14 protein-coding genes and 1 tRNA gene are annotated in these 26,919 nt (G+C 59.5%); 3 read left to right on the forward strand and 12 right to left on the reverse strand.

Going from position 1 to position 26,919, the window contains the following annotated elements; genetic code table 11:
* Positions 1 to 54: 54 nt before the first annotated feature.
* Together CGL56_RS10930 and dprA are read right to left on the reverse strand one after the other, a co-directional pair.
* On the reverse strand, positions 55 to 1,248 hold the full coding sequence (locus tag CGL56_RS10930; protein WP_245184267.1) for an alkaline phosphatase: 1,194 nt from the start codon (positions 1,246 to 1,248) through the stop codon (positions 55 to 57).
* Between the two features lie 54 nt (positions 1,249 to 1,302).
* A complete protein-coding gene (dprA, locus tag CGL56_RS10935; protein ID WP_099106599.1) occupies positions 1,303 to 2,406 on the reverse strand; it encodes a DNA-processing protein DprA in 1,104 nt (367 codons plus the stop codon).
* A 192-nt stretch (positions 2,407 to 2,598) separates the two neighbouring features.
* Here dprA and CGL56_RS10940 point away from each other — a divergent pair.
* A tRNA-Ser gene (locus CGL56_RS10940) sits at positions 2,599 to 2,686 on the forward strand.
* 513 nt (positions 2,687 to 3,199) lie between these two features.
* Here the strand turns inward: CGL56_RS10940 and CGL56_RS10945 are convergent.
* The 5 genes from CGL56_RS10945 to CGL56_RS10965 all read right to left on the reverse strand — a co-directional run bounded on the left by CGL56_RS10945 (position 3,200) and on the right by CGL56_RS10965 (position 21,639).
* The gene (locus CGL56_RS10945) at positions 3,200 to 7,810 is read right to left on the reverse strand and encodes a T9SS type A sorting domain-containing protein (protein WP_167641691.1); all 4,611 of its coding nucleotides are present in this window, start codon (positions 7,808 to 7,810) and stop codon (positions 3,200 to 3,202) included.
* A gap of 292 nt (positions 7,811 to 8,102) precedes the next feature.
* Positions 8,103 to 8,876, reverse strand: a complete 774-nt coding sequence (locus CGL56_RS10950; RefSeq protein WP_099106601.1) for a LytR/AlgR family response regulator transcription factor — start codon at positions 8,874 to 8,876, stop codon at positions 8,103 to 8,105.
* A gap of 17 nt (positions 8,877 to 8,893) precedes the next feature.
* Complete coding sequence (locus CGL56_RS10955; protein ID WP_167641690.1) at positions 8,894 to 10,669, reverse strand: histidine kinase dimerization/phosphoacceptor domain -containing protein; 1,776 nt, start codon at positions 10,667 to 10,669, stop codon at positions 8,894 to 8,896.
* A gap of 336 nt (positions 10,670 to 11,005) precedes the next feature.
* Positions 11,006 to 19,063: a MopE-related protein gene (locus CGL56_RS18645; RefSeq protein ID WP_167641689.1), complete on the reverse strand. Its 8,058-nt coding sequence runs from the start codon at positions 19,061 to 19,063 to the stop codon at positions 11,006 to 11,008.
* Between the two features lie 359 nt (positions 19,064 to 19,422).
* Complete coding sequence (locus tag CGL56_RS10965; RefSeq protein ID WP_099106604.1) at positions 19,423 to 21,639, reverse strand: RecQ family ATP-dependent DNA helicase; 2,217 nt, start codon at positions 21,637 to 21,639, stop codon at positions 19,423 to 19,425.
* A gap of 250 nt (positions 21,640 to 21,889) precedes the next feature.
* Between CGL56_RS10965 and CGL56_RS10970 the strand changes: the two genes are divergently transcribed.
* The gene (locus CGL56_RS10970; RefSeq protein ID WP_099106605.1) at positions 21,890 to 22,867 is read left to right on the forward strand and encodes a KpsF/GutQ family sugar-phosphate isomerase; all 978 of its coding nucleotides are present in this window, start codon (positions 21,890 to 21,892) and stop codon (positions 22,865 to 22,867) included.
* A 74-nt stretch (positions 22,868 to 22,941) separates the two neighbouring features.
* Here the strand turns inward: CGL56_RS10970 and rplI are convergent, their stop codons facing one another.
* The 5 genes from rplI to CGL56_RS10995 all read right to left on the reverse strand — a co-directional run bounded on the left by rplI (position 22,942) and on the right by CGL56_RS10995 (position 26,242).
* Entirely contained in the window at positions 22,942 to 23,388 is a 447-nt protein-coding gene (gene rplI, locus CGL56_RS10975; protein WP_099106606.1) for a 50S ribosomal protein L9, read from the reverse strand.
* Between the two features lie 137 nt (positions 23,389 to 23,525).
* Positions 23,526 to 23,792 (reverse strand): 30S ribosomal protein S18, encoded by a 267-nt coding sequence (gene rpsR, locus CGL56_RS10980; protein ID WP_099106607.1) that lies wholly within the window; start codon positions 23,790 to 23,792, stop codon positions 23,526 to 23,528.
* Between the two features lie 30 nt (positions 23,793 to 23,822).
* Entirely contained in the window at positions 23,823 to 24,293 is a 471-nt protein-coding gene (rpsF, locus tag CGL56_RS10985) for a 30S ribosomal protein S6 (RefSeq protein WP_099106608.1), read from the reverse strand.
* Between the two features lie 200 nt (positions 24,294 to 24,493).
* Positions 24,494 to 25,477 (reverse strand): M23 family metallopeptidase, encoded by a 984-nt coding sequence (locus CGL56_RS10990; protein WP_167641688.1) that lies wholly within the window; start codon positions 25,475 to 25,477, stop codon positions 24,494 to 24,496.
* Positions 25,478 to 25,729: 252 nt separating this feature from the next.
* Positions 25,730 to 26,242, reverse strand: coding sequence for an RNA polymerase sigma factor (locus CGL56_RS10995; RefSeq protein ID WP_099106610.1), 513 nt, complete (start codon positions 26,240 to 26,242; stop codon positions 25,730 to 25,732).
* A gap of 356 nt (positions 26,243 to 26,598) precedes the next feature.
* Here CGL56_RS10995 and CGL56_RS11000 point away from each other — a divergent pair, with 356 nt between their 5' ends.
* Positions 26,599 to 26,907 (forward strand): thioredoxin family protein, encoded by a 309-nt coding sequence (locus tag CGL56_RS11000; RefSeq protein ID WP_167641687.1) that lies wholly within the window; start codon positions 26,599 to 26,601, stop codon positions 26,905 to 26,907.
* Positions 26,908 to 26,919: the final 12 nt, after the last annotated feature.

The following is a 26,919-nucleotide window of genomic DNA, read 5'->3' on the forward strand; positions in this document are numbered from 1 at the left end:
ACAAGTTAATATTAGGTCAAATTCGGGCATCGTCTCCGGCGCCCAAGCCCTGTTCTACCGCTTGGAGAAGCCGTAGAGCAGTTTCATTTTATCAAAAATAGCCGTGTTTTCGAAAATGCCCGAGAACTGCTCCGCCCCCGGTCCGTAGGCGAAAACCGGGATCAGGTCGGCGGTGTGATAGTCGGAGGTGAAGGCCCCTTCGATCTGCCCCATTACCGATCCGTTGTTGATGGCGTAGCCCCCGGTCTCGTGGTCGGCGGTAACGATGATGAGGGTTTCTCCATCCCGCTGGGCGAAGTTCAGGGCAGCCCCGATGGCGCGGTCGAATTCGATCATCTCGGAGATGATGTAGTCGCTGTTGTTGCTGTGGCCGCCCCAGTCGATCTGGGAGGCCTCGACCATCAGGAAGAAGCCCTTGTTGAGGCTGTCGCGGTCATTCAGAAAGTCCATGGCCAGCTCGGTGGCGTCGACGAGGTAGTCGCGCCCTTGGTTGAAGGGCACTGGCTCACTGTCGGCCGTATAGTAGGCTACCCGCTTGGCGCGCTTCACCTTCAGCTTCTTCAGGTCGGTATCCACGAAGGAAGACACCTCGATGCCCTGGCTGCGCAGCTCCTCGGTGAGGTTGCGGGTGTCCGTCTCCCGACGTTCAAAGTACTTGGCCCCGCCGCCGATAAAGAGGTCGATGTCGGTCTTCAGCAGGTCAGCGGCAATGGCTTCGTACTCCTTGCGTTGCTTGACGTGGGCGTAGAAGGATGCCGGCGTGGCGTGAACGATGGAGGAGGTAGCCACCAGTCCGGTGGGCATGCCGGCCGATTCAGCCATCTCCAGGATGGTGGTCACGGGCAGGGTATCCACATCCACCCCGATGGCCCCGTTGTAGGTTTTCACCCCGGCGGAGAAGGCGGTGGCCCCGGCGGCCGAATCGGTGATCAGGTTATCGGCGCTGTAGCTCTTGTGGAGGCCCACCACGGGGAAGCGCTCCAGGTTCAGCTGGTTGTTGTTGCTGTACAGGCCGGCTGAGATCTGGGTGACGCCCATGCCGTCGCCGATCATCAGGATGATGTTCTTCGGTCCGCGCTGGGCCCGGGCGTAGCTGGAGACGGTGCCCTCGGATTCGCGGTCATCGCGGTCCATGGTGGCTTCCGTGGTCGAGGTCCGGCCTCCTGCCAGGGTATCCTGGGGGGCGGGCGGACAACTGGTGAAAAGGGCGATCAGCAGGCAGCAAGAGAAGAGGTAGGTCACATTCATGGCACAAAGATAAATGTCCAGCGGCAGGCGACGGGATTAAGGCTTGGTTAAGGATCATCCTGCGCGCAGGCGGTAGCGGTAGCCGGGCAGGGCCATGATGACTTCCCGCATTTCCAGGCCCAGCAGCAAACCGGCCAGCTGGCCCGGCGGCAACTGCAACTGGCGGTTGAGGTCATCGATGGTGGCCCCCGCATCCCCGTCCAGTTTCCCCACCACGGCCCGTTCTTCGACCGACAGGGTCTCAAACAACTGCATCTGTCGTTCGTGAGCGGGTGGGTCGCGCCAGCCGAGCAGGCTAATAATATCTGCCGCGTTGTCAACCAGGTGGGCTTTGCCCGCCTTGATCAGGGCATTGCAGCCGGCGGTGCGCGGGTCCCCACCCCTACCGGGGCAGGCTCCGATCTTTCGACCCAGGTCGTGCCCCATGTTGGCCGTAATGATGGATCCGCCACTCAGGTCCGACTCCACTACCAGGATCAGTTGGGCGAGCATCGCCACGATCCGGTTGCGGGCCGGGAAGTGTTCCCGCTCGGGGGATTGCCAGGGCGGGTACTCGGTCAGCAGTCCCCCACCCTGCCCCGCCATCCGGTGGGCCACGCCCTGGTGGCTTTGGGGGTACACCTGGTCCAGCCCACTGCCCAGTACGGCCAGGGTGGGCAGCCCGATCCGCAGCGCACAGCGGTGGGCAGCCACGTCCACCCCGTAGGCCAAACCACTTACGATGAGGGGCTGGTAGGGGGTCAGGGGATCGAGCAACCGCTCCACCTGCCGCCCGCCCTGCTCGCTCATCCGGCGGGTGCCCACTACGGCGATGGCGCGCGGATTGGATAAGTCGGTCTCCCCCCGGTGGTAAAGCACGGGCGGGGCCTGCTCAAAACCTCGAAGGGCCGGGGGGTAGCGGTCGCTGCCCGCGTACAATATCTCTACGGCATGGGTGCCGGCGTGGGAAAGAATGGACTCGGCTTCTCGCAGGTGGGTGCCGGTGGCGAAGTAGGCGGCGGTGCGATGGCCAATACCGGGCACGGCCATCAGCTCCACGGCGGACGCCCGGCACGCCACTTCGGCGGAACCGAAGTGGGTCAACAACTGGCGATAGATCTTGGCGCCCACGGTGGGAACGCGGCTCAGGGCCACGGCGTAGAACTCCTCGGAGTGCATACGGAACAACTCAACGGGTAAGGAAAAGCCACGGAGCGCAAAGAGGGGGCGGATGATCGGGTAAGGGTCAGAAAGCGTGGCGTGCTGAAGATACGGAATTTACCACAAAATGTTTGCCAATCACCAGAAACTTTCTCCGCCGCTTGGTGCATTTCGGTGGACAGAGTAACTTTGTGCCGCTGTACAGCTTCCGGAGGATTGGCGGAGCTGGCTGAACGTGCCTGATTCGAAATCAGGTGTACCCTTACGGGTACCGGGGGTTCGAATCCCTCATCCTCCGCAAACGGCCGCGCGCTGATCGGCGCAGCCGATACAGCACGAAGCCCCCCTCCCCGTCTAAAGCCGCAGGCTTTGGTAAGCGGGAGGGGGGCTTCGTGCTTTGTCCCGCAGGGCAGCGCGCGGCCGTTTGCATCCCCCACCCCGGGGATCACGCAGTAATCCCCCGTCTTAACCCCTGAACTTTGGTAAGCGGGGGCTTTATGCTTTAGTCCCGCAGGGCAGCGCGCGGCCGTTTGCATCCCCCACCCCGGGGATCACGCAGTAATCCCCCGTCTCAAACCCTGAACTTTGGTAAGCGGGGGCTTCGTGCTTTGGTCCCGCAGGGCAACGCGCGGCCGTTTGCATCCCCCACCCCTGGGATCACGCAGTAATCCCCCATCTCAAACCCTGAACTTGGTAAGCGGGGGCTTCGTGCTTTGTCCCGCAGGGCAGCGTGTGAAGTACTGCTTGCACCCCCCAAAAAAGGGGCCGGCACCTTTCAGCGCCGGCCCCAGTCAAATCACAGGTGCTTACATCATTGTTTCACAAAGCGCTCCACCAGCTGGCACTCACTCTGTTGCAGCAGCAGGTGGTAGAGCCCCGGGGGCAGATCGCTCACGGAGAGGTCGGTCCGCAGCAACCGGTCTTCCTTGCGCAGGCGTTGCTGGCGGACCTGCCGTCCCAGGGCGTCTGCCACCTGCAGGACGACTTCTCCCTGGTAGCCGTCGGCCAGTTCCACGGTGACGTGATCCGTGACCGGGTTCGGGTATACGACCAGCTCAGGTGCCGCGAACAGCGCGTCGTCGTAGGGAAGCACTTCCTCCATGGCCGCGCCTTTCAGGGCGAGAGCGGCCGCGGCCGGACAATTCTGGGCGGGTGCGCCGGTGCCAAGGGGCAGCACCTCATCCGGCGACAGAATCAGCTTGTCCAGCTTGGTGCCCGGCTCCCGAGGGGCTACCGTGATGGTGTGCTCGCCGGGTGACAGGACGAAGGCCACGGGGCGGGTATCGTCGTTGACTTGCCGCCACTCAAATCCGGTGGTCAGGAGTTGTCTTCCATCCGCTTCCCGCCACATCTTGATCCACTTTCCGTCGTCTACGCGGACCCAGAAAGAGTTGCGGCCTCCGTCGGGCGCATCCAGCCGCAGGAAAAGGTAGAAAGTATCGGTTTCGGTGGTACGGAAGTCAAAGTTCAGGTGACGGTCGGCCTGCTGCGGCGTCGGTTCATCGATACAGTGGCAGCCCGTATAGCTGACGAAGCGGTCGCCACTGGCCTCACTGCTCGCGCTCAGTCTCCAATCGCGGTCGCGGAAGGTACACTCCGCTTCGAAGGAAAGGGGGAGGGTGGTCGGCAGGTCGGCGGGCTCGGTTGCCAGGATGGTGAGGCTGGTGGTGTTGGATTCCCCGTCGTTGTCGGTCACCTTCAGCAGTACTTTATGGGTGCCGGGGGCGAAGGTCGCCGTGGGGTTCGGTCCCGTGGCGCTGCCTCCCGGCCAGCTCCAGGCGTAATCCACGATGAATCCGTCGAAGTCGTAACTCAGCCTGCCATCCAGCTCCACGGCCAGCGGGGCGCTGCCGTGGGTGGTGGAGGCCCGGGCGATCGCGGTGGGCGGCTGGGAAGTGAGGGCCTCACAGTTGGTCGCCGGTTCGCCAAAGCCGCCGGGGCGGGCAGTTTCCCGGGCCAGGTAGAGCTTGTCGAGGATGGCACCGCCCTCCCGGAAGGCCACGTCAAAGGTGTTGGAACCCGCCAGCAGCTCCAGCGGGGTGGGCAGGGTCGCCCAGCTGAATTTGCGGTTGCAGTCGATGTTGTTCCACTGGATCCAGCTGCCTCCGTTTACCCGCACCCAGAAGGAATCTTCCCCGCGGTTGCGGGTATAGGCGCGGATGTGGAGGAAGTAGCTGCCGGCCGCCGCCCGGTCGAGGGTGAAGCGGATGCGGTTCTCGGGCACGTCCGCCGGAGGCTGGGCGGTGGACCGCCGGCCGGGGGCGTAGACGAAGGCCTGGTTGGAGGCGTTGGCGTCGGCCGTTACCCTCCACTGACCACCCACGATGCCGCACTCGGCTTCCAGCCAGTAGGCGGATAAGGTGTCGCCGCCGCCCGTGGTATCGCAGGCGTCCCCTACCCCGTCGCCATTGCTGTCGGACTGATCGGGATTAAAGGCATCCGGACAGTTGTCCGTCTCGGTGGACGTAAGTTCGGAGACAGCAAATCCATGAGCGGGGCGGGCACAATCTATGGTAGAGGATTCCGGGTAGCCGTCGTGGTCCCGGTCGAGGTACCAGCGTTGGCCGGGGTAGGCCAGTGCATCACTGTCGTCGCAGTCGCCGGGTAGGGCTACGTAGCCCGCCGGGGCGGTGCAGGCGGTGAGGGTAGCCGCGGCGTCGCCGTAGCCGTCCTGGTCGACGTCGGCGTAGAAGGTTTGCTCGCCTTCTCTCCCCGACGGATCGACGACGGTGACGATCGCGGTTTGCCGCGCCAGGTTTTCCGATCCATCCGCCACGTAGAGGGTAACCACCTGCTCGCCAACGTCGCGGCAATCGAAGGTGGAGGGAGAAACCCACCGGTCGGCAATGCCGCAGTTGTCCGTCGATCCGCCGTCCACATCATCGGCGAAAATGCGTGCGGCACCTGCTTCGTCAAGGTAGACAACTGTGCTTTTCGTTACCACCTGGGGGGGCAGGTCATCGACAATGGTGATGTTCTGGTAAGCGTAGCCCCGGTTTCCGGAAGCATCGGTCGCGTACAGCGTCACCATCATGGTGCCCAGATCGTCACAGTCGAAGGTGGATTTTGGCTTGATTTCCAGCGTCACCTCAGAGCAGTCATCGTAAGACCTACTGCCTAAAGTGGACGCGTCGAGGCTTGCCGTGCCGTCCGGTCCCAGTTTAACCTCTCCGGGGTAATTGAAAAACACGAAAGGATCAATATCATCTACTACCGTAACGGTGGCCTCCGAATATGCGCTTTCACTTGTTCTGGGATTGTATACGTGGAGCAATACCTCATTATCTCCGACATCCTCACAGGTGAAGGTGGAGGGAAACACTTGCATTTCCAAATAGCAGGGCAACTCAGGGCCAGCGTAAACATCCCCCGGGTCTACGGTGACGGTGCCACCGTGCCTCAGCTTTACGGTTTGATCTCTGGTGTTGATTGCGGCGGGCATAGGCCCGGGCTCGACGATCACGTACGTTTGGCAGGAAGACGTAGCGGTGCCGTTGCTGACGAACAGTTCCACCCACACCTGGCCGAAGGGTTTGCGGAGATCGTCACAGTCGAAAACCTTCTGGCTGGCTGAGAAGTGGAGCGGGGCATTGGGGTCGTTGGGGTTGTAGCTGCCATTATTGAGCTGGGCTGGATCAATCACCGCCTGCCCGTATTCATCCAGCTGAACCACTAGTGGCTTACACCGGGCCACGGGCGGAGACAGGGTCACCGCCGGATCGTACTTCTGCTGAAAAATGGGTGTATTCAGCAGTTCGTACTGATCGATCTGGGTCTGAACCCCGTAGGGCGTCTGGCAGGTGACCTTGGCGGTAGTGGTTTGCCCGGTCACGAAAGTGAGGCAATCGTTGCAGCCGTTGGCATAGCCGCCGAACTCATTGCTTTCGGGAGTAGACAGGCACCACAGTTGTCCACCGTCTACCCCCCATTTTTCCAGTACGTCGTCTTCGATGCCGCCGTTGTAACAGTGAATACCGTAGCGGGTATTGCTGATGTACATCTCATCAATTCCGAAGCCATCGTCGGGGTCAACGTTATCGGTGGATACCCGAATGTGGGTGTACAGCTGCGGCATGGCCGGCATCACCTTCTTGAACTGAAAAAACGAATCGCCCAATCCATTACAGCCCGGCACCTGGGTCTGCGTTCCGATCAGTTCGGGCCCGTTGTACAATTGTACGGTAATCTTGTTGGAGGTGGCCCCTCCGGCAATCCAGTTGATGTTGCAGTCAAAGGCCACCGTAAGGTCCACTTCCCTCTCGTAGTCGAAATTGGTCTTGATGATCCGGTAAATGAGCCCCTCACCGGGAAAGTCCATGACCACGGTGCCGACGGGAGTCTGGCTTGGCACGTCGTTGAGCGCAAAAAAGACGTCGCGATTGAGGTAACTGGCCACGTCGTGGGGCACCGGCGCCGCCGCCACGGTGAGGTTAAGGCCATTGGTCCAGTTGTGTACCCAATTGCCGGAGGCGATGAGGTCGGGCGCATCCCGAAGGTGTTTCACGGCTGCTGCGCTGAGTACGTTCACGCTTTCGCTGTAATTGTTCTGGGTTTCAATATTCCCGTTGGCGTACTGGAATAAGGGTATATCATCCTCGTTCCCTCCCGTACGGTGAATCCATAGTTTTCCCCGCAAATCATTTAATCTCGGAATGGTCGTCGAGAAGGTAGCCGTACCCGGCTGCTTTACATTCCAGACCGGGTAGCGGAGCCGATCGGTATATTGAATGCCCTCCTTTCCGTTGGTGTCTTCCCAAAGGATATTTTTAAACCGATTTGTCCAATCCTCTTTCTGCTCTGATGTATAATCACTGCTGCCCTCGTAGTAGGTGCGCATGATGATGGCCTCCGTCGGGTTTTGCTTCAGGAAGTAATCCATATCCGCCAGGATGGTCTTCAGGGTGAGCCGCGTCCCTCCATAGCAGATCCCAAATTCATCCTTGATCTTACACTCCCGGTACTGAGGGAATACTCCGTGGTAGACCGCCAGGTTGTCAGGGTTATCCGGGTCGGGCTTCAGACGGATGTCAAAATAGCGGATACCGGCTTCCAGCTGTTCGCGGATACTCCAACTTTGGGTTTCAGCGGCCGTCCCCCCCCACTCGGCACCGGAATCGTGGGTGCCTGGGATGGAAATTTCGTTGATTTTTTTTGAGCCGTCAATTCTCCCCATCCACCCCTTAACCACTTGCTTGATGCGTTCGCTTGGCGCGTTTACCGCATTAAACTCGTGGTTTTCCATATAGGAATTGGAGCAGAAAGAATAGCAGCCGCTCCCACTGCAGTGGTCGCCTTCCAGTTCCGCATTGTACTGCCATACCCCGTTCGCGTTTGGCTGGGCTACGGCGCGGGGACATACCAGCGTCCATACGACAAGCAAAAAAAGGAGGGGCAGGGATTGAGCCGATAACAAACCATTCATAGTGTCTCTTATATGAGTGTAAAAACTTCGCCCCGGACAATGGACGGGCCCTGCCCCTCTAGGACGGTTTCTCCAAATCTTCTTTAAAAAAATAGGAAATGGGCAGGGGCGTTGCGCCCCTGCCTCTACCTCAAACATCGCCATACGACCATCTCCGTCAGTTACCTGATCGGGGAGGCGTCTGACTCCAGCAAAAGTATGGTGTCGGCGAGGGCCCTTTTACGAAATGTGGGTGAAGGTGGCCTGTGGCGGGGTAGACAACGGGAACTTGAGGGTGAACGGCAGCGGAAGCCTAGCTGAAATTGAAGTAATCCAGGAAAGCCTGCTTGTAGTTCCGCCCCAGGGGGATGTCGCGGGGGCCCACCTGCACCTCGGTTTCGGTGAAGGATTCCACCTGATCCAGGTTTACGGCAAAAGAACGATGAGTACGCACCAATCGGGGCACGGCGAGGCGATCAAGGATGGCTTTGAGGGGCTGGCGAATGGCCAGTTTCTGGGCGGCGGTATTGATGACCGTATAGTTGTTATCGGCCTCCAGGTACAGGATATCGGCGAGGCTTATCTTGACGAAGCGGTAGTTGTTTTTGACGAAGATGTGGTCCTCGACCTTCAGGATGGAATCGCGGCTCGGGACCGGGTTGCTTTCCGCTTCGGCCACTCCCGGTGTATCCGTTCCGGGGGTCAATTCTCCCTTGCGCAAGGCAAAATTGTTGATGGCCAACTCAATCGCGATGCGGAGACTGGTCAGGTTGTAGGGCTTGGAAATGTAGGCGGCCGGATAGGTTGCCTTGGCCCGTTGGATGGTTTCGTGATCCGCCAGGGCCGTCAGGTAGATGACCGGCACCGGACGGATGGCCATGAGTCGCTGCACGGTTTCGATGCCGTCCCAAGGCCCCTGGATGCTGATGTCGCAGAGTAAGAGGTCCACGCTGGACTCCCGGAACAACTCCAGGGCCTTTTCTCCGCTGGCCGCGGTGCCTACTACGGTATACCCCTCCGATTCCAGGGTCTCCTCCATTTCCATGGCCAGTACGGCCTCGTCTTCGACCAGGAGAATGTTGATCATCTGATTGAATTTATAATTTACGCCGCCTTGCGTTGGACTACGTGCAGCTTGAAGCGCGTACCGTTATCCCCGCTTATTTCCATCTCACCGCCGATCTGCGCGCTGAGGTTATGGACCAGGCGCTTGCCGAACGATTTACCCCTTTGCTGCCACTGGTCCTGTGTCATACCCGGGCCGTTGTCCTGGATCTCCAGGGTAAGGTCCCGTTCTCCGGTCAGGCGAACGGCCAGCGACGGCCGGTCCACCTGTGAGAAAGCGTGTTTGAAGGCGTTGGTCAGCAGTTCGTTCAGAATGAGGCCGAGCGGGATGGCCAGGTCCACGTCCAGCTCCTGCCGCTCGATCTGCAACTGCAAGTCGAAGTCGTCGGGTTCGTAACCGTAGGCCCGCATCAGGTTCTCGGTCAGGTCAATGATGTAGTCGCGCATATTGACCTTGGTTACCAGGTCGGTCTGGTACAGTCGCTGGTGGATGAGCGACATGGCCTCCACCCGGTGTTGCCCCTCGCGCACCGCCCGCGCCGCCGATTCCTCTTCCAGGCGGTTACTCTGCAACTTCAGCAGGCTCGATACGATGGCCAGGTTGTTCTTCACGCGGTGGTGCAACTCTTTCATCAGGAGCTTGAGTTGGTCGGATTGTTCACTTATCCGGGCCCGGCTCTGCTGCAGACGCCGGTACTGCCAGACCAGGACACCGATGAACAACAGTGCTCCGGCCAGCACCACCAGCATCATACGCAGCTGCCACTGCCTGGTTTCATTTTCGGCGCCCAGCAGCGCGATTTGCTGCTCCTTTTGCCGGCTTTCAAACTGGGTTTCCAGGCGGGCTATTTCCCGCTTTTTCTCCAGGCTGGTGAGGCTGTCCCTGTTCGCTACGGCTAAGCCGTAATGAGCGTAGGCTTGCTCGAAATCGCCCGTGCTGGCGTATATCTCGCGGAAATTATCGTGGATGGCCGCCAGGTAGCGAAATTCTTTGTGTTCCGGGTGAGACTCGATAAAGTCCAGGGCCTCCTGGTTGACGGCCAGGGCCTCGGCGGGCTGGTTAGCGGACAGCAGGGCGGGTGGCAGGTTAATGAATACCGACATGAGCAGGTAGTCCACCTTCCCCTGCCGTGCATATTCCTCCACCCGGCGGAAGCGGGTCACGGACTCGGCGGAGCGCCCCATCTTCCGCAGGGTGATGGCCGAGTTAAGCAGGGTGCCAAACGCGAAGGTATCATCCCCCGCTTCCTGGTAAATGGCTCGTGCCTGGTCCGCATACTCCAGCGACTGCGCATGCTTGCCCTGCTCTCCGTAGATGTTCGCCAACTCATTGAGCGCATCGCCCTTCAGGTAAAGGGGCAGATCGGGGTGGGCATTCAGCAGATCCAGGGCCTGCTGCACGTACTTTTCGGCAAGATCGAATTCCCGGGAATTGAAATACAGCTGCTCCATCCGCAGGAGAATATCCACCAGCATTCCTGGTTTTTCCAGTGATTCAAAGGCCGCATATGCCTCCTGATAGGTTTGCAGGGCCGCCCCCGTGTCTTCGCGGGCCTGTTCCACGATACCCCGCTCCCGTATCAGTTTGGCAGCCACGAAGGCTGACCCGAGACCGGAGCTGATGCGCTCGGCTTCTTCCAACATCAGCTCAGCCTGTTCGAACTCCTTGTCGAACAGGGCGGTATTGGCCGCGGTCATGCCCAGGGTGATCGCGCGGACAGAGTCATCAGCAATAACCAACAAAGAATCAGGAATCTGGGCACTCACCTGCCCCGCAAGGACGAGGGGGAGAATGGTAACAAGTATTCTGTTCATTGGCATAACCGGGTAAATGAAAACGTCCAGAGGCCGTTCCGATGCCGTAGAACCGCGTGGCCAAACTGCTAGTACGAGGAAAATTTCGCCACTGAAGCTATCAGGGTGACCCAGGCAGCGTGATCAATTTTAACCCAAATGTGAGAAAAATATTGAAAAATTCGGCAGTTATCCTTGTCCGAATCATTCGAATTGTAGCTATCCCAGGTTGCAGTAGTAATCACGGTGTAGGCAGAACCATCATTTTTACGGATAGGCGCTTCCCAATCAAAACGGCCCGTTTCCGGGTGGAAACGGGCCGTTACGGTTACCGAGCTCCTGCGCCCGGCGAAGGTATTACTGCTTGACGAAGCGCCTTACCGTCTGGCAATCGCCCTGCCGTATCAGCAGGTGGTAGAGACCGTGCGGCAGGTCTGCCACCGACAGTTCGGTCCGTAACACCTGATCCTCCTTGTTACGGTTCCGGTGAAGTATTTGCCGACCCAGTGCATCTACCACGGAAACGGTCACTACGCCCAGATATCCGTCGCTTAGTTCCACTGAAACCTGGTTAGTGGCCGGGTTCGGATAGACCGCCAACGCGGGGGTGATAAACAAGTCATCATTGTAGGGAACCACCCTTTCCTCCACAAAGGGTTGCCCCCCGGTGTAGATCGCGGTTTCCGTACAGTTTTGGGCGGGGGCGCCGGTGCCGTGGGGAAGGCTATTATCCGCGGACAGGATCAATTTGTCCAGCTTGGTTCCCGGTTCACGGGAGGCCACCGTTATACTGTGCTCACCGGGAGCCAGGTCAAAGGATATGGGTCGTGCATCATTGTTGACGCGGCGCCATTCAAAGCCGCTGGTCAGGAGCGGACTGCCATCTTCTTCCTTCCACATCTTGATCCAGTCACCGTCGTCCACGCGGACCCAGAAGGAGTTACGACCCTCATCGGGCGCGTCGAGACGAAGGAAAAGGTAGAAGGTATTGGACTGGGTGGTAAGGAAGTCATAGGTCAGGTGTTGTCCAGCCCGTTGCTCAGCCGGCTCCTCCATACACTGGCACCCCGTATAGCTGACAAAGCGGTTGCCACTTGCCTCAGTGCTAGCACTGAGGTGCCAGCTGTCATCACGGGCGGTACACTCCGCTTCGAAAGAAAAGGCGGAGGAATCAGGCGCGGTGGGGGCAGTCGCTTCCACCGTGATGGTTGTCGAATTGGTTAGCCCACTGTCGTCGGTGACCTGCAGTTTGACCTGATAGACTCCGGCATCAAATACCACGGTTGGTTTGGGGCCACTCGCGCTTCCCCCTTCCCAGGTCCAGTTGTACCCGGTAATGTGGCCATCAAAGTCATAGCTCCGGCTGCCGTCAAAGTGTACCGTAAGGGGAGCGATACCGTGGGTTCGGGAAGCGGAAGCAATGGCCGTAGGGGGCTGGTCACTCAATCCGGGACAGTTGGTCGCCCAATCTCCGAAACCCGTAGGTAAAGTGCCATTCTGTGATATGAAGACCTTATCCAGCATGGTACCTCCCTCCCGGAAGGCAACGTCTAGCGTGTTGGTACCGGATTCGAGCTCCAGGTTGACGGGCATGGTCGACCATTTGAAATGGCTGTCGCAGTCGATGTTGTTCCATTTGATCCACTCCCCATCGTTGAGGCGGATCCAGAATGAGTCTTCGCCACGGTTGCGGCTGAAGGCACGGACATGCAGGAAGTAGCTCCCGGCCTCGGCGCGGTCCAGGGTGAAGCGGATGCGGTTATCCGCTACGTCCGCCGGTGCGCGATGTATGAAATGTTTGCCGGGGGCGTGGACAAACGTTTGATTGGAAGCATTCGCATCGGGAGCAATCTTCCAATGGTTGCCAACCGTACCACACTCGGCTTCCAACCAGAAATCGGAAACCAGCTCTGAATCCGGGGTATCGCAATCATCACCGGTTCCATCCCCATCGCTGTCGGATTGGCCGGGGTTGAAAGTGCCCGGGCAGTTGTCGATGGCCGTTGACGTCAACTCGAATGCCGCGAAGCCATCCGTGGGTCGGGAACATTCGCTTACCGTCGATTCCGGATAACCGTCGCGGTCGCGGTCAATGTACCACTGCTGACCGGGGTAAGCCAATGCATCGTTGTCGTCACAGTCGCCAGCAACAGTCACGTAGCCGATGGGTTTCACACATGCCGTGAGGGTGGTGGATCCATCGCCGTAGCCATCCATGTCCACATCCGCATACCAGGTCTTGGCAACTCCGATCGTAGCGTCACCATCGTCGCAATCGTTAGCGTTGCTGACGTAGCCCAACGGCTGGGCGCAATCCGTGACCGAACTGGCCGGGTCACCCAGACCGTCGCCGTCCGCGTCCGCGTAGTAGGTGGCAGTGGCCACGTCCTCATCCACGTTGCCATTGCAGTCGTTGTCCAGCCCATCGCACAGCTCTGGGGCCCCGGGGTATACGGTTTCATCACCGTCGTCACAGTCGCCCGCGACGGACACGTAGCCCGTCGGGGCGGCACAGTCGGTCAGGGTGATGGATGCATCGCCATAACCGTCGTTGTCCACATCGGCGTACCAGATCGTGGCAACTCCGATGGTGGCATCACCATCATCGCAGTCATCTGCATTACTGACGTACCCCAACGGCTGGGCGCAGGCCGTGACCGAGCTGGTCGGGTCACCCAGACCGTCGCCGTCCGCGTCCGCGTAGTAGGTGGAAGTGGCCACGTCCTCATCCACGTTGCCATCGCAGTCGTTGTCCAGCCCATCGCACAGCTCTGGGGCCCTGAGGTAGACGGTAGCATTACCGTCGTCGCAGTCGCCCGCGACGGATACGTAGCCCGCCGGGGCAGTACAATCGGTGAGGGTAATAGATGCATTGCCATAACCGTCGTTGTCCCCATCAGCGTACCAGATCGTGGCGGCTCCGATGGTGGCGTCCCCGTCGTCGCAGTCGTCAGCGTTACTGACGTAGCCCTCCGGCTGGGCGCAGTCCGTGACCGAGTTGGCCGGATCGCCCAGGCCGTCACCGTCGGCATCCGCGTAGTAGGTGGCGGTAGCCACGTCCTCATCCACGCTGCCATCGCAGTCGTTATCCACGCCGTCGCACAGTTCCGGGGCGCCGGGGTAGACGGTTCCATTACCGTCATCGCAGTCGCCCGCTACGGACACGTAGCCCGCCGGGGCGGTACAGTTCACTATCAGGGTCTCGGCATCGCCGAAACCGTCGTTGTCCACGTCGGCGTACCAGATTGTGGCAACTCCGACGGAAGCGTCACCATCGTCGCAATCGTCCGCGTTGCTGACGTAGCCCTCCGGCTGGGCGCAGTCCGTCACCGAGCTGGTCGGGTCGCCCAGACCGTCGCCGTCCGCGTCCGCGTAGTAGGTGGCGGTGGCCACGTCCTCATCCACGTTGCCGTCGCAGTCGTTGTCCAGGCCATCGCACAACTCCGGCGCACCGGGGTATACGGTTCCATTACCGTCATCGCAGTCGCCCGCTACGGACACGTAGCCCGCCGGGGCGGTACACTCAATAATCAGGGTCTCGGCGTCCCCGTAGCCGTCGTTGTCTTCGTCGGCGTACCAGATTGTGGCGGCTCCGATGGAGGCGTCCCCGTCGTCGCAGTCGTCGTCGTTGCTGACGTAGCCCAACGGCTGGGCGCAGGCCGTGACCGAGCTGGTCGGGTCACCCAGACCGTCGCCGTCCGCGTCCGCGTAGTAGGTGGAGGTGGCCACGTCCTCATCCACGTTGCCGTCGCAGTCGTTGTCCAGCCCATCGCACAGCTCTGGGGCCCCGGGGTAGACGGTTCCATCACCGTCGTCACAGTCGCCCGCTACGGACACGTAGCCCACCGGAGCGGTACAGTTCACTATCTGGGTCTCAGCATCCCCGTAGCCGTCGTTGTCCACGTCGGCGTACCAGATTGTGGCAACTCCGACGGAAGCGTCACCATCGTTGCAATCATCGCCGTTACCAACGGAGCCCGCCGGCTGGGCGCAGTCCGTGACCGAGCTGGCCGGGTCACCCAAGCCGTCGCCGTCGGCGTCCGCGTAGTAGGTGGCAGTGGCCAAGCCTTCATCCACGTTGCCATCGCAGTCGTTGTCCAGGCCGTCGCACAGCTCTGGGGCCCCGGGGTAGACGGTTCCATCACCGTCGTTGCAGTCGCCGGCTACGGACACATAGCCCGTCGGGGCGGTACAGTCGGTCAGAGTGATGGATGCATCGCCATAACCGTCGTTGTCCACGTCGGCGTACCAGATTGTGGCAACTCCGACGGAAGCGTCACCGTCGTTGCAATCATCCGCGTTGCTGACGGAGCCCGCCGGCTGGGCACAGTTCACAATCGAGCTGGTCGGGTCGCCCAGACCGTCGCCGTCGGCGTCCGCGTAGTAGGTGGCAGTGGCCAAGCCCTCATCCACGTTGCCGTCGCAGTCGTTGTCCACGCCGTCGCACAGTTCCGGGGCGCCGGGGTAGACGGTTCTATCGCCGTCGTCGCAGTCGCCCGCTACGGATACGTAACCCGCTGGTGCGGTGCAATCGGTGAGTGTAACGGACGCATCGCCGTAGCCATCCCTGTCCCTGTCGGCGTAGAACACCTGCTGGGTATGAATGGAAGCATTGTAGGGGTCACAGTCCTCGGTATCCGCTACCTCATCGTTGTCGTCGTCTGGATCGCAGATATCTCCTATGCCATCGTTGTCAAAATCCTCCTGGTCAGGATTGAAGGCATTCGGACAATTGTCATCATCATCGTCTATATCATCTCCATCGGTGCCGAATTCGTCCGCGCCGATACTCGGCGTATCACTCCGCTCCTCACCGTCAATGTCCGTATCGATTTCCGAAATGGAGATGCCGGCTTCAGACAGCGCAAGATTCTGGGTGTGTAGATCCGTGGCCGACACAAACTGGGGGTCTACGCTGAGGGAATGCGTGCCCTGATTCGAAATCGTTCTCCAGGCCGGCAGGTCCGCTACCTGATTCCCGCCCCACCAGCCCAGGAAGCTGCCGTCACTGTACAGGTTGTTGTAGTCCATGTCCAGGGAAGTAGCATTGGAAACGTTCACCGCCTCTCCCGTACCCGCCCGGAAGATGTTGTTTTTCACGGCGACGCTCTCGGAGGACAGCATATTGAAGGCCGTTCCACCCCCGGCCGCGTAAACGCTATTGTGGTAAAAATCCAGGTGCTCGCTGCTGGCGAGGTAGACCGCCTGGGTTCCACTGTGGGGGAGGGAGACGAAGTTGTTGGCTACCAGCACCGGCGCAGCCGCCGTTCCGTCCCAGTTACTCACATAGAGTCCGTAGTAGGTATACACCCCGGGCTTGCCGATGATCCGGTTACCCGTGAGCATCCCACCCTGCAGATGGAATAATGCGATCCCCTGGTAGCGAAAATCCTCCACCACATTATCCGTGACTTCAGTGCCCGACGGCGGAGCACTGCTGGAACCGGCAAAGTAGATGCCCCGGCTGCCGCCACTGATCCGGTTGTCCCGGATGTGGATATTGCTGGCCAGGGTGGGGTTCAGGTCAAGAACCGTAAGGCTGAGGCTGGCGGAGGTTGTTTGCGGAGCCAGGAGCCGGTTGCCTGCGAGCAGCAGGTCATCCGCGCGGTTCACCACCTCCACCACCCGACTGTAAATTTCACCGGTCGCTTCCAGCGTAAGGTGTTGGAGCCGGACGTTGGAAGCGTTACTCAGTCGCACCACGTAGTTGTCGGCGGCGGTTGTAGCACCGTGACTGAGGATCACGGAGGCGGCGTCACCCGAAGCCGACTGAAAGGTTATCGTATGGGTCATCGAGGCGCCGGGGATGGCCGGGATTTCCAGCTGTTCGGGGTAGGTAGCCGCTGCCGCATTAAAGGTCACCGCCCCGCTGATGCCGTTGATGCGCATGGCGTCCACCGCGGCGTTGAAGGTGGCGAAGTCCGCGGCCTCTCCACCGATTGTGTACGTCCCCGACAGCGGTACCAGGGCCGTGGCCGAGTATTCGTCGGCGCCGACGCTCGGCGTGGCGTCGCGCAACTCCCCGTCGATGTCCGTGGTAAGGCCGGGAATGGCGATGCCGGCGTCGGCCAGCGCCGGTGCCTGGGCGTGGAGATCCGTTGCCGAGACGAACTGGGGGTCAAACCCAAGGGAATTGCTCCCCTGACCCGAAGTCGTCCGCCAGGCCGCCAGGTCGACAACCTGAGTGCTGCCCCACCAGCCCAGGAAGCTGCCGTCGCTGAACAGGTTGTTGTAGTCCATGTCCAGAGAAGTTGCGCTGGAGACGTTCACCGCGTCGCCCGTCCCCGCCCGGAAGATGTTGTTCTTCACCGCTACGTCCCCGGTGGAAACCATATTAAGGGCCGTTCCATTTCCAGCTACGTGGACACTGTTGTGGTAAAAGTTCAGGTACTGGCTGCCGGTCAGGTAGACCCCCTGGTTGCCACTGTGGGGGAGGGAAACGAAGTTGTTGGCCACCAGCACCGGCGCAGCCGTAGTACCGTCCCAATTGCTCACATACAGTCCGTAGTAGGTGTATTCCCCGGGCTTGCCGATAATTCGGTTGCCGGTGAGCAACCCACCCTGGAGATGAAATAATGCAACCCCCTGGTAGCGGAACCCCTCCACTACATTGTCCGTAATTTCCGTGCCGGTGGGTTGGGCACCACTGGACCCGGCAAAGTAAATGCCCCGGCTGCCGCCCGTGATTCGGTTGTCCCGGATGTGGATATTGCTGGCCAGGGTGGGATTCAGGTGAACGACGGAGAGGCTGAGGCTGGCGGAGGTGGTTTCCGGAGCCAGGAGCCGGTTGCCTGCGAGCAGCAGGTCATCCGCGCGGTTCACCACTTCCACCACCCGATTGTAGGTGATGCCGGTTGCTTCCAGGGTAAGGTGTTGGAGCCGGACGTTGGAAGCATTACTCAACCGCACCACGTAATTGTCACCAGCGGTCGCGGCACCGTAACTGAGGATCACGGAGGCAGCGTCCCCCGTAGCCGACTGAAAGGTTATCGTATGGGTCGCCGAGGCGCCGGGGATGGCCGGGATTTCCAGCTGCTCGGGATAGGTACCCGCCGCTGCATTAAAGGTCACCGCCCCGCTGATGCCGTTGATGCGCATGGCGTCCACGGCGGTGTTGAAGGTGGCGAAGTCCGCCCCCGCCCCACCGATGGAATATGTCCCGGATAGCGGTGACAGGGCCGCGGCCGAGTACTCGTCCGCGCCGACGCTCGGCGTGGCATCACGCAACTCTCCGTCGATGTCCGTGGTAAGGCCCGATATGGCAATACCGGCGTCGGCCAGCGCGGGTGCCTGGGCGTGGAGATCCGTTGCCGAGACGAACTGGGGATCAAAACCGAGGGAGTTGCCCCCCTGCCCCGAAGTCGTCTGCCAGGCCGCCAGATCGACAACCTGAGTGCTGCCCCACCAGCCCAGGAAGCTGCCGTCGCTGAACAGGTTGTTGTAGTCCATGTCCAGAGAGGTAGGATTAAAGATGTTCACCGCGTCGCCCGTACCCGCCCGGAAGATGTTGTTTTTCACCGCTACGTGTTGGGCAAAAGGCAGGTTGAAGGCCGTGACATCCTCGGCCGCGTACACGCTGTTGTGGTAAAAACCCAGGTACTCGCTGCGGGACAGGTACACGGCCTGGCTTCCTCTGTGGGGGATGGCAACAAAGTTGTTGGCCACAAGCGCCGGTGCAGCCGCCGTGCCGTCCCATTGGCTCGTATACAGGCCGTAGTAGGAATACCCCGCAAGCTTGCCGATGATCCGGTTGCCGGTGAGAATCCCGCCCTCCAGGTGGCTCAGTGAGATTCCCTGGTAGCGGAAATTCTCCACCGTATTCCCCGTGATTTCCGTGCCCGTGGGTTGGGCGGTGGTGGACCCGGTGTAGTAGATGCCCCGGCTGCCGCCCGTGATCCGGTTGTCCCGGATGTGGATATCGCTGGCCAACGTGGGCTCCAGGTAGAGGACGGCAAGATGGGTAGTCGTGGAATTCGTTTCCGGCGATGAGAACTGGCTGTTCTGGATCAGCAAGTCTTCGGCTTCGTTGATCACCGCTACCGCTCGCGCGTGGGAAGATCCACCTGCATCAATGGTCAGGTGCTTGATGCGGTAGTGGCTGGCGCCGTTAAACTGCAGGACATAATTGTCGGTGGCCCCCGACGCCGCGTAGGAGATGATGACATCCGAAGCGTTGCCGCTTTCCGCCTGGAACGTAATGGTATTTGTACCGGACGCTCCATTGACCGCCCCCAGTTCCACCTGTTCGGCATAGGTACCGGGGCGAAGGTCGAAGACAACGGCTCCGGATACGCCCTGGGTCGTCAGGTCCGCTACCGCCGCATTGATCGTGGCGTAATCCGGGCTGCTTCCTCCGATGGTGTAGGTCCCCTGCAGCTGGGCAGCCACTGGCAGGGAAACTGCGAGCAGGGCCAATGCGACCCAAAATCTGAACTTGGTGTATAAATGCGTTGGGTAAAGTTGTTTCATAGTGTGCTGGAATTCGAAAATCGCGCCTGCTGACATTCGGCTATGTGACGCGGTCGAACAGTCCAGCGGAGCGGTATTCTATCCTCTCCCACTTACCCATCACAGCCAAAATTTCCGCAGGACACTAGTGGTATAACACGATCAATTTAAGCCGTCTAAGTGACATTACACCAAAATATATGTCATCAACCTCGAACTCCCGCGGGATTTTATTCCCCACAACTCCTCCTGGCCAACAAAAAAAGCCCGCTCCACCAAGGTGGAACGGGCTTCAGATTTAGTCTTTGGCACCTGCGCGCCGGCGGCTAGTTGGCCATTTCGCTCAGGAACTTGATGCGGACGAGCTTGATCTCCTCGAGGGTGACGTCGTCTTCCTTGAGTTGCTGGTAGGCCACGTCGGGGTCGTCGGTTTCGGCCTGCATAAAGTACTCGTAGGTGTCTTCCAGGCTGTACTCGTCGACTTCCTCCTCGATGTAGTAGTCGATGTTGAGCTTGGTACCCGAGGAGACGATCACCACCATTTCGTTCAGCAGCTCGTCCATGCTCAGCTGGTTGCCGGAGGCAATGTCTTCGAGGGGCAGCTTGCGGTCGACGCCCTGGATGATGTTGACCTTGGTTTTGGACTTGTTGGCGACCTGCTTGACGACGAAGTCGCTGGGCCGGTCGATGTTGTTCTCCTCGCAGTACTTCTCGATGAGCTGCAGGAAAGGAGTGGCGTACCGGCGGGCCTTGCCAATGCTGACGCCGTGGATGTTCTTCATCTCCTCCAGATCGATGGGGTAGCGGGTAGCCATGTCCACCAGCGAGGGGTCCTGGAAAATAACGAAGGGAGGGATGCCCAGCCGCTTGGATTCCTTCTTGCGGAGGTCCTTGAGGGCTACCAGCAGGGGCTCGTCGAGCACGACCGCCTTGGCATCGTCGGCTTCCCCCTGCATATCCTGCGCCAGCTCCTTCTCGAAGTCGTGGTCGATGGGAATCTCGAAGGAGGTGGGCTTCTTCAGAAAGGCCTCCCCTTCCGGAGTGATCTTGATCGTGCCGTAGCTCTCGATGTCCTTCCGCACCAGGTTGTTCAGCAGGGCCTGGCGGAACACCGAGCTCCAGAAGACCTCCTCACGGTCCTTGCCGGTACCGAAGCCGGGCAGCTCGGTGAAGCCGTAGTCCTTCATCTGCTTCGTCTCATTGCCGAGAACGAACTCGATAAGGGTCTTGAGGGGGTAATTCTCGTCCAGGGTCTTGACGGACTCGAGGGCCTGGACCATTTCCTGGCTGACCTCCACCCGCTCGCGGGGGTAGCGGCAGTTGTCGCACATCTTGTTGCAGTTCGCCTCGTCGTATTCCTCGCCGAAGTAGTGCAGCAGGAAGCGGCGGCGGCAGGCGGTGGTTTCGGAGTAGGCCATGACCTCCTGCATCAGCTGGGCGCCCATTTCCCGCTCCATGAGGGGCTTATCGCGCAGGAATTTCTCGAGCTTCAGGATGTCCTTGTAGGCGTAGAAGGCGATGCACCTTCCGCCCAGTCCGTCGCGGCCGGCCCGGCCGGTTTCCTGGTAGTAGTTCTCGATCGACTTGGGGATGTCGTAGTGCATGACGAAGCGGACGTCCGGCTTGTCGATTCCCATGCCGAAAGCGATGGTGGCGCAGATGACGTCCACGTCCTCCATCAGGAACTGGTCCTGGGTGCGGGAGCGCGTCTTCGGGTCCAGACCGGCGTGGTAGGGAGCGGCCTTTACGCCGTTGACGACCAGGGCCTGGGCGATTTCCTCGGCGGCTTTCCGGCTCTGGACGTAGATGATTCCCGACTGGTCGGGCATCTCCTTCACCAGCTTGATGATCTGGCGGAAGGTGTATTCTTTCTTGCCCTTGGGGCGTACCTCGTAGTAGAGGTTGTCGCGGTTGAAGGAAGACACGAAGGTATTCTGGTCCTCCCCCATGCGCAGGTTCTTCACGATGTCGGACTGCACCTTGGGCGTGGCCGTAGCCGTAAGGGCGATGATGGGGATCTGGTGTCCGATCAGGTCAAGCATCTCCCGGATCCGGCGGTACTCCGGGCGGAAATCGTGGCCCCATTCCGAAATACAGTGGGCCTCGTCGATGGCCACGAAGGAGATCTTCGCTTCCCGGAAGAACTCGATGTTCTCCTCCTTGGTGAGGGTCTCCGGGGCTACGAAGAGCAGCTTCGTCTTGCCGGAGGTGATGTCTTCCTTCACCTGCCGCATCTGGGTTTTCGACAGGGAGGAGTTGAGGAAGTGGGCGATCTCGTCGCTTTCGCCGTAGGAGCGGATGCTGTCGACCTGGTTCTTCATCAGGGCGATGAGGGGGGAAATCACCAGGGCGCAGCCTTCCATCATGATGCCGGGGAGCTGGTAGCAGAGGCTTTTGCCGCCGCCGGTGGGCATGATGACGAAGGTGTCCTTGCCGTCAAACAACGACTGAATGATTGCTTCCTGATTGCCTTTGAAGGTATCGAACCCAAAGGTGTCGGCTAACGCCTCTTCCAGAAAATTTACTGACGCTTTTGCAGTCATTTGGTTGTGGCTTTACTAAGACCCAGGGGGCACCGGCCGATCAATATATGCCGAAAAATATTATTCGAGCGTATAGTCGGGCCCTGATGGGGAGTACGGAATGTATCCGCGTGGTGGTTGAATGGAAAACGGCAGGCTGGGCCGGGAAATGGCGTGTTGCCATCCCGCCCGAATGTTGAGGCGTTTGGATTTACGAAAAGCCCTGATCTACCTTGCCGGCTGCCCTTAGGCACTTAAATGACACTTTACTTTGAAAAAATCCGATGTAGTCGTCCGAACCGCACGGCAAACCCTGCGAATCGAAGCTGATGCACTCAGTCAATTGGCCGATGGCATCGGGGAAAACTTTGCCCGGTCGGTCGAGGCGATCTTCCACAGCGGGGGTCGCCTGATCGTAACGGGCGTTGGTAAAACAGCCCTGGTCGCCCAAAAGATTGTCGCCACACTCAATTCTACCGGTACACCGGCCTTCTTTTTACATGCGGGCGACGCAATTCACGGCGACATCGGTATGGTACAACCCGCTGACGTTGTGCTTGTTCTGAGCCGCAGCGGAGAAACTACCGAGATACGCGTCCTTACCCTGCTGGTCCGCAACCTGGGCAACACCCTGATCGCCATGACCAGCCGGGAGGATTCGGCCCTGGCCCGGGCGGCCGACTACCTGCTGCTGACGCCCTTCGAGCGGGAGGCCGACCCCAACGAGCTGGCCCCGACGACGAGCACCACCCTGCAGATGGCGATGGGAGATGCCGTGGCCACGGCCCTGCTGGCCCTGCGCGGCTTTACCCCGGCGGATTTCGCCCGTTTTCACCCCGGCGGCTCCCTGGGAAAGCAGTTGTACCTGCGCGTGCGCGACCTCTACCCCCACAATCAGAAACCGGTGGTGTCGCCAACGTCTTCCCTGAAGGAGACGTTGTACGAAATGACGGGCAAGTGCCTGGGCGCTACCGCCGTGGTTGACCCGCAGACCGACCGGCTGGTCGGGGTGATCACCGACGGTGACCTGCGGCGCTTCCTGAACCGGGACGTACCCCTGGATACCGCTACGGCGGCGGACATGATGACCCCCAATCCGAAAACCATTCCCGAGGATGAGCTGGCCGTGCAGGCGGTGGCCCGACTGCAGGAGCACAGCATCAGCCAGCTGATCGTGGTCGACGGTGCCGCGGGCAATTACCTAGGTTTTGTCCATCTGCATGACTTTATCCGGGAAGGGCTGGTGTAAGACTAGAGTGGGGATGCAAGCCACTTGTGCTTTACATCCCCACGCTCCAATTCGTCAGCTTTTGCTGCTCGTATTTACTCCTGGACGATTTCCATGTCCATCTCCTTGACCACTTCGGGGTGAAGGCGCATGGTGAACTTGTAGGTTCCCAGCTCCTTGGCTTCCTCGGGCAGGACGATCTTCTTGCGCTCAACGTCAACGCCGAACTGCTCCTGGAGGAGGTTGCGGATCTGCAGCTGGGTGATCGAACCGAAGATGCGGCCGCTCGTGCCCGACTTGGCGCCGACGCGCAGGGTCTTGCCCTCCAGCTTCTTGGCGATGTCGCGGTAAACGTCGAGTTTCTTCTGCTCCTGGGCGTTCTCCCGGCGGATCATCTCCTCCAGGCGGCCCATGTTGGATTTGTTGCCGATGATGGCCAGGCCACGGGGCAACAGGTAATTGCGGCCGAAACCGTCCTTTACCTCAATGACTTCGTGCTTATCGCCGACTTTATCGACGTCTTGCAGCATAATTACTTTCATGATAAATTATGTTGTCCCGGCCTTTCGGGGCGGTGCCCCATTTACGAACCGGTTAGAGTGATGAGTAGGATGCTTGAGTAGTCGGGTCGAACGCCAGCACCGGAGTGCGGAGCGTACTACCCGACTACTGAACGCACTTACTTGAGAAGGTCCGTGACGTACGGCAGCATGGCCAGGTGACGGGCCCGCTTGATGGACGAGGCCACCTTGCGCTGGTACTTCAGGGAGTTGCCGGTGATCCGGCGGGGGAGGATCTTGCCTTGCTCGTTCACGAAGGTGAGGAGGAAGTCAGGGTCCTTGTAATCGATGTACTTGATTCCGAAACGACGGAACCGGCAGTACTTCTTCCGGCGACCACCAATCTTGGGGTTCGACAGAAACTTGATATCATCGCGACTGGCCATGATGGTTGTTTTTTGTTGTTACTACTGTGGTTACTCCTCTTCCTTGAAGGACTCGGCGTCGCCCGAGGGCACACCGGTGAGGTGGGGCGAGTCGGCCTTCTTGCGGCTGATGCCGTGAGCGGCGGGCTCGTTTTTGGCAGGCTTCTCCTGCTTGTGGCGCTTGGCCTTGCCAATTTTGCCGGCGCGCTTGTCGGCATTGTACTGAACGCCGTACTTGTCGAGGGCCACGGTCAGGAAGCGCAGGATGCGCTCGTCCCGGCGCATGCCAAGCTCGAAGTTGTTCAGAAAGGCGCCGTTTGGAGCGGTATACTCCACACAGTAGTAGACACCGTTGTTGCGCTTGTTGATGTCGTAGGCCAGCGTGCGCAGGCCCATTTCGTCCACAAACACAATCTCGCAGCCCTCCTTCTGGAGGTTGTCTACGTACGCCTGAGCTGTCGCTTTAATCTCATCCCCCGACAGCACTGGGTCTACGATGAATGTAGTCTCGTAATTTCTCATCGGATCAGGTGTACTGATTGGTTAAAAACAATGGTTTCGCATGCTTCGGTCCCGTTGGCGGGTCCAAAGCGGGTGCAAAGATACACTTAATTCCACTTATGAACAAGGAAAACTTCAGCAAGCCACAAGGGCCCACCGGAAATGGGAACGGCCCGCGAAGGGCGGGCCGTCCAAAACAAGTTGGTCTGTAAAAATCCCTGTTATTCGTCGAAGGACATGTTCATCTGCCGGGCGGCCTCCACCAGCTCCTGGTACTCGGCGGGGGTGAGCCCGTCGTAGCAGTACTGGATGGGGTCGACCCGCTCGCCGTCCTTCTCAATTTCGTAGTGCAGGTGGTCGCCGGTGCTCATGCCGCTGCTGCCAACGAGCCCGATGAGGTGGCCGCGGCTCACTTCCTGCCCTTTCTTCACCTTAATGGAGCTCATGTGGGCGTAGCGCGACTTGTAGCCGTAGCCGTGGTCGATGACCACGCAGTTGCCATAGCCGGATTGCTGGCCGGCGAACTCCACCACTCCCTTGCCGGAGGCCTGGATCTCCGTGCCCCGGGGGCAGTTGAAGTCAATGCCGTAGTGCATCTTGTTAACGCCCAGCTTGGGGTGGACCCGGTAGCCGAAGCCGGAGAGGTTTTCCATCTTGCGGGCGAACTGGTCGACCCGGACGGGCTTGATGCTGGGGATGGAGGCCAGCATATCTTCTTTTTCGAGGGCCTTGTCGGCAACCTCATCGATCGACCGGCTGTGGAGGTCGATTTGGTACCGCAGCTGATCCACCTTTTCGCGGAGGCTGGCGATCTGGGGCCCTACGTGGGGCAGACTCTTCAGGTCTTCGTAGGCGTCGTGGCCACCCTTACCGCCCTGGAAGACATCGTCGTCAACGGGTTCCATGCGCAGGGCCAGGCGTACGGTATTGTTGTTTCTTTCGTGGAGGTGGGCGACGATCTCGGCCAGCTCATCGTAGTCGGCGGCCAGGGCCTCGTTCTGGGCGCGGGCGATCTCCAGTTCCTGCAGCACCATCCGCTCACCCGGGCTGGGGAGGTAACGGTGAACCGCCGCCGTAAGCAGCAAGCCGGCCAGCACAGCGGCGCAGCCGAAGCTGAAGAAGCGAAGCAGGGTAAAACTTAGGGGCTCTACGATCCGGTCGTACTCGAGGGTACGCTGATTAAACACAAATTTTTCACGTCTCATTGACGAAAGCTTGAACCAAAAAATGCCGGAGAAGAAGGCGGTTGGTTTGGGCGAATCTCCTGCGGCGTGCGTGCCAATGGCGTTATCCCCATATAGGGATGCTGCCAAATTAAGACTAAACAGTCTATAGCTACAACCCTCCTTCGAGAAAGTTGCGCCCGCTGTCATCACGGCGGTGACGCGGGTGCCATGAGAACGCCCGCCAGCCGTGGAATCGCACTTATTTGCTTCCGAAAATGTGGAAAAATATTTTTAGACGGCCGTCGAACGATCGCCGATTAATGCCTTGAGCTTCTTGCGGGCCAGGAAAATGCGGCTCTTCACGGTCCCGATGGGAATGTTCAGGTAGCTGGCGATCTCCTTGTACTCGTAGCCCCGGTAGAACATCAGGAAGGGTACGCTGTAGATCTCGCTGATCTGCCGCAGCTTGCCCTCCAGTTCCTCCATCCGCATGTTCATCTCGCCGCCGTTGGCGATGGCACCCTTGTTCTCCACGGCGAAGAGGAAGCTCTCAACCGGTTCGTTGACGTGCTTGCGGCTCTTCATCTTCCGGTAACGGTTGATGTAGGTATTGCGCATGATAGTGGAAGACCAGCTCTTGAAGTTGGTGCCCATGGCGAACTTGTCGCGGTGCTTGTAGGCCCGGAAGATGGTTTCCTGCATCAGGTCCTGGGCGTCTTCGTAATTGCGGGTGAGGCGGAGTGCGAAAGAAAACAGGATGTTTTCGAGCCGGTCCATTTCGGACATAAACTGCTGGTTGGTCATGCTAAAGCTTAATCGGGTGTGTGTATAGGGTAAAATGCACTCGAATGAACTTTAGCAACAATCGTGCCAATTTGACAAACACCTGACGAACAAGCATTTACACAAATCAGCAATTGCCGATCAATGTTCACATTTCACTAAATGATGATATTCAATCATTGGGTTGTCCTGACAATTCCGGCTTTCCCAATATCTTTAGGCCCGCTCGTCAACTATATGGTTGGGGCGTGAACATGCTTCCGGTGCACTCGTTAGTCCCCACAGGATTCCACGCCGCAGCCGGTGCATTTTGCATTTTCACTAGTAGGGGCCGACTCTAAGCGAATTTTGGAACGAACTCCATGCAAGGGCAAAATTTGACACACATAAATGACGCCAAGATCAACGAAGTCCTGGCTCACGCCGGCCTGTCGGTGTTGCTGATCACTTCCACCTGGGACGGTCACGGCATCATCATGCGTACCCTGCTGGAGGGCCTCTCGAACCGCTACGGCAAGGTTTTCTTCGGCGTAGCCGACGTGGAGGATTCACCCCGTATCTGCAAGGTCTTCAACGTAACCAACCCTCCCGGCCTCTTGCTGGTGAAGGACGGGGAACTCATCGAGCGCGCCATGGGCCCCATCGGGGGCAGTGGAATCGTCGAGCTGATCGAACGCAACTCATAAGTAAATTCATTC

The organism is Neolewinella marina, assembly GCF_002631205.1.
Lineage (GTDB): Bacteria > Bacteroidota > Bacteroidia > Chitinophagales > Saprospiraceae > Neolewinella > Neolewinella marina.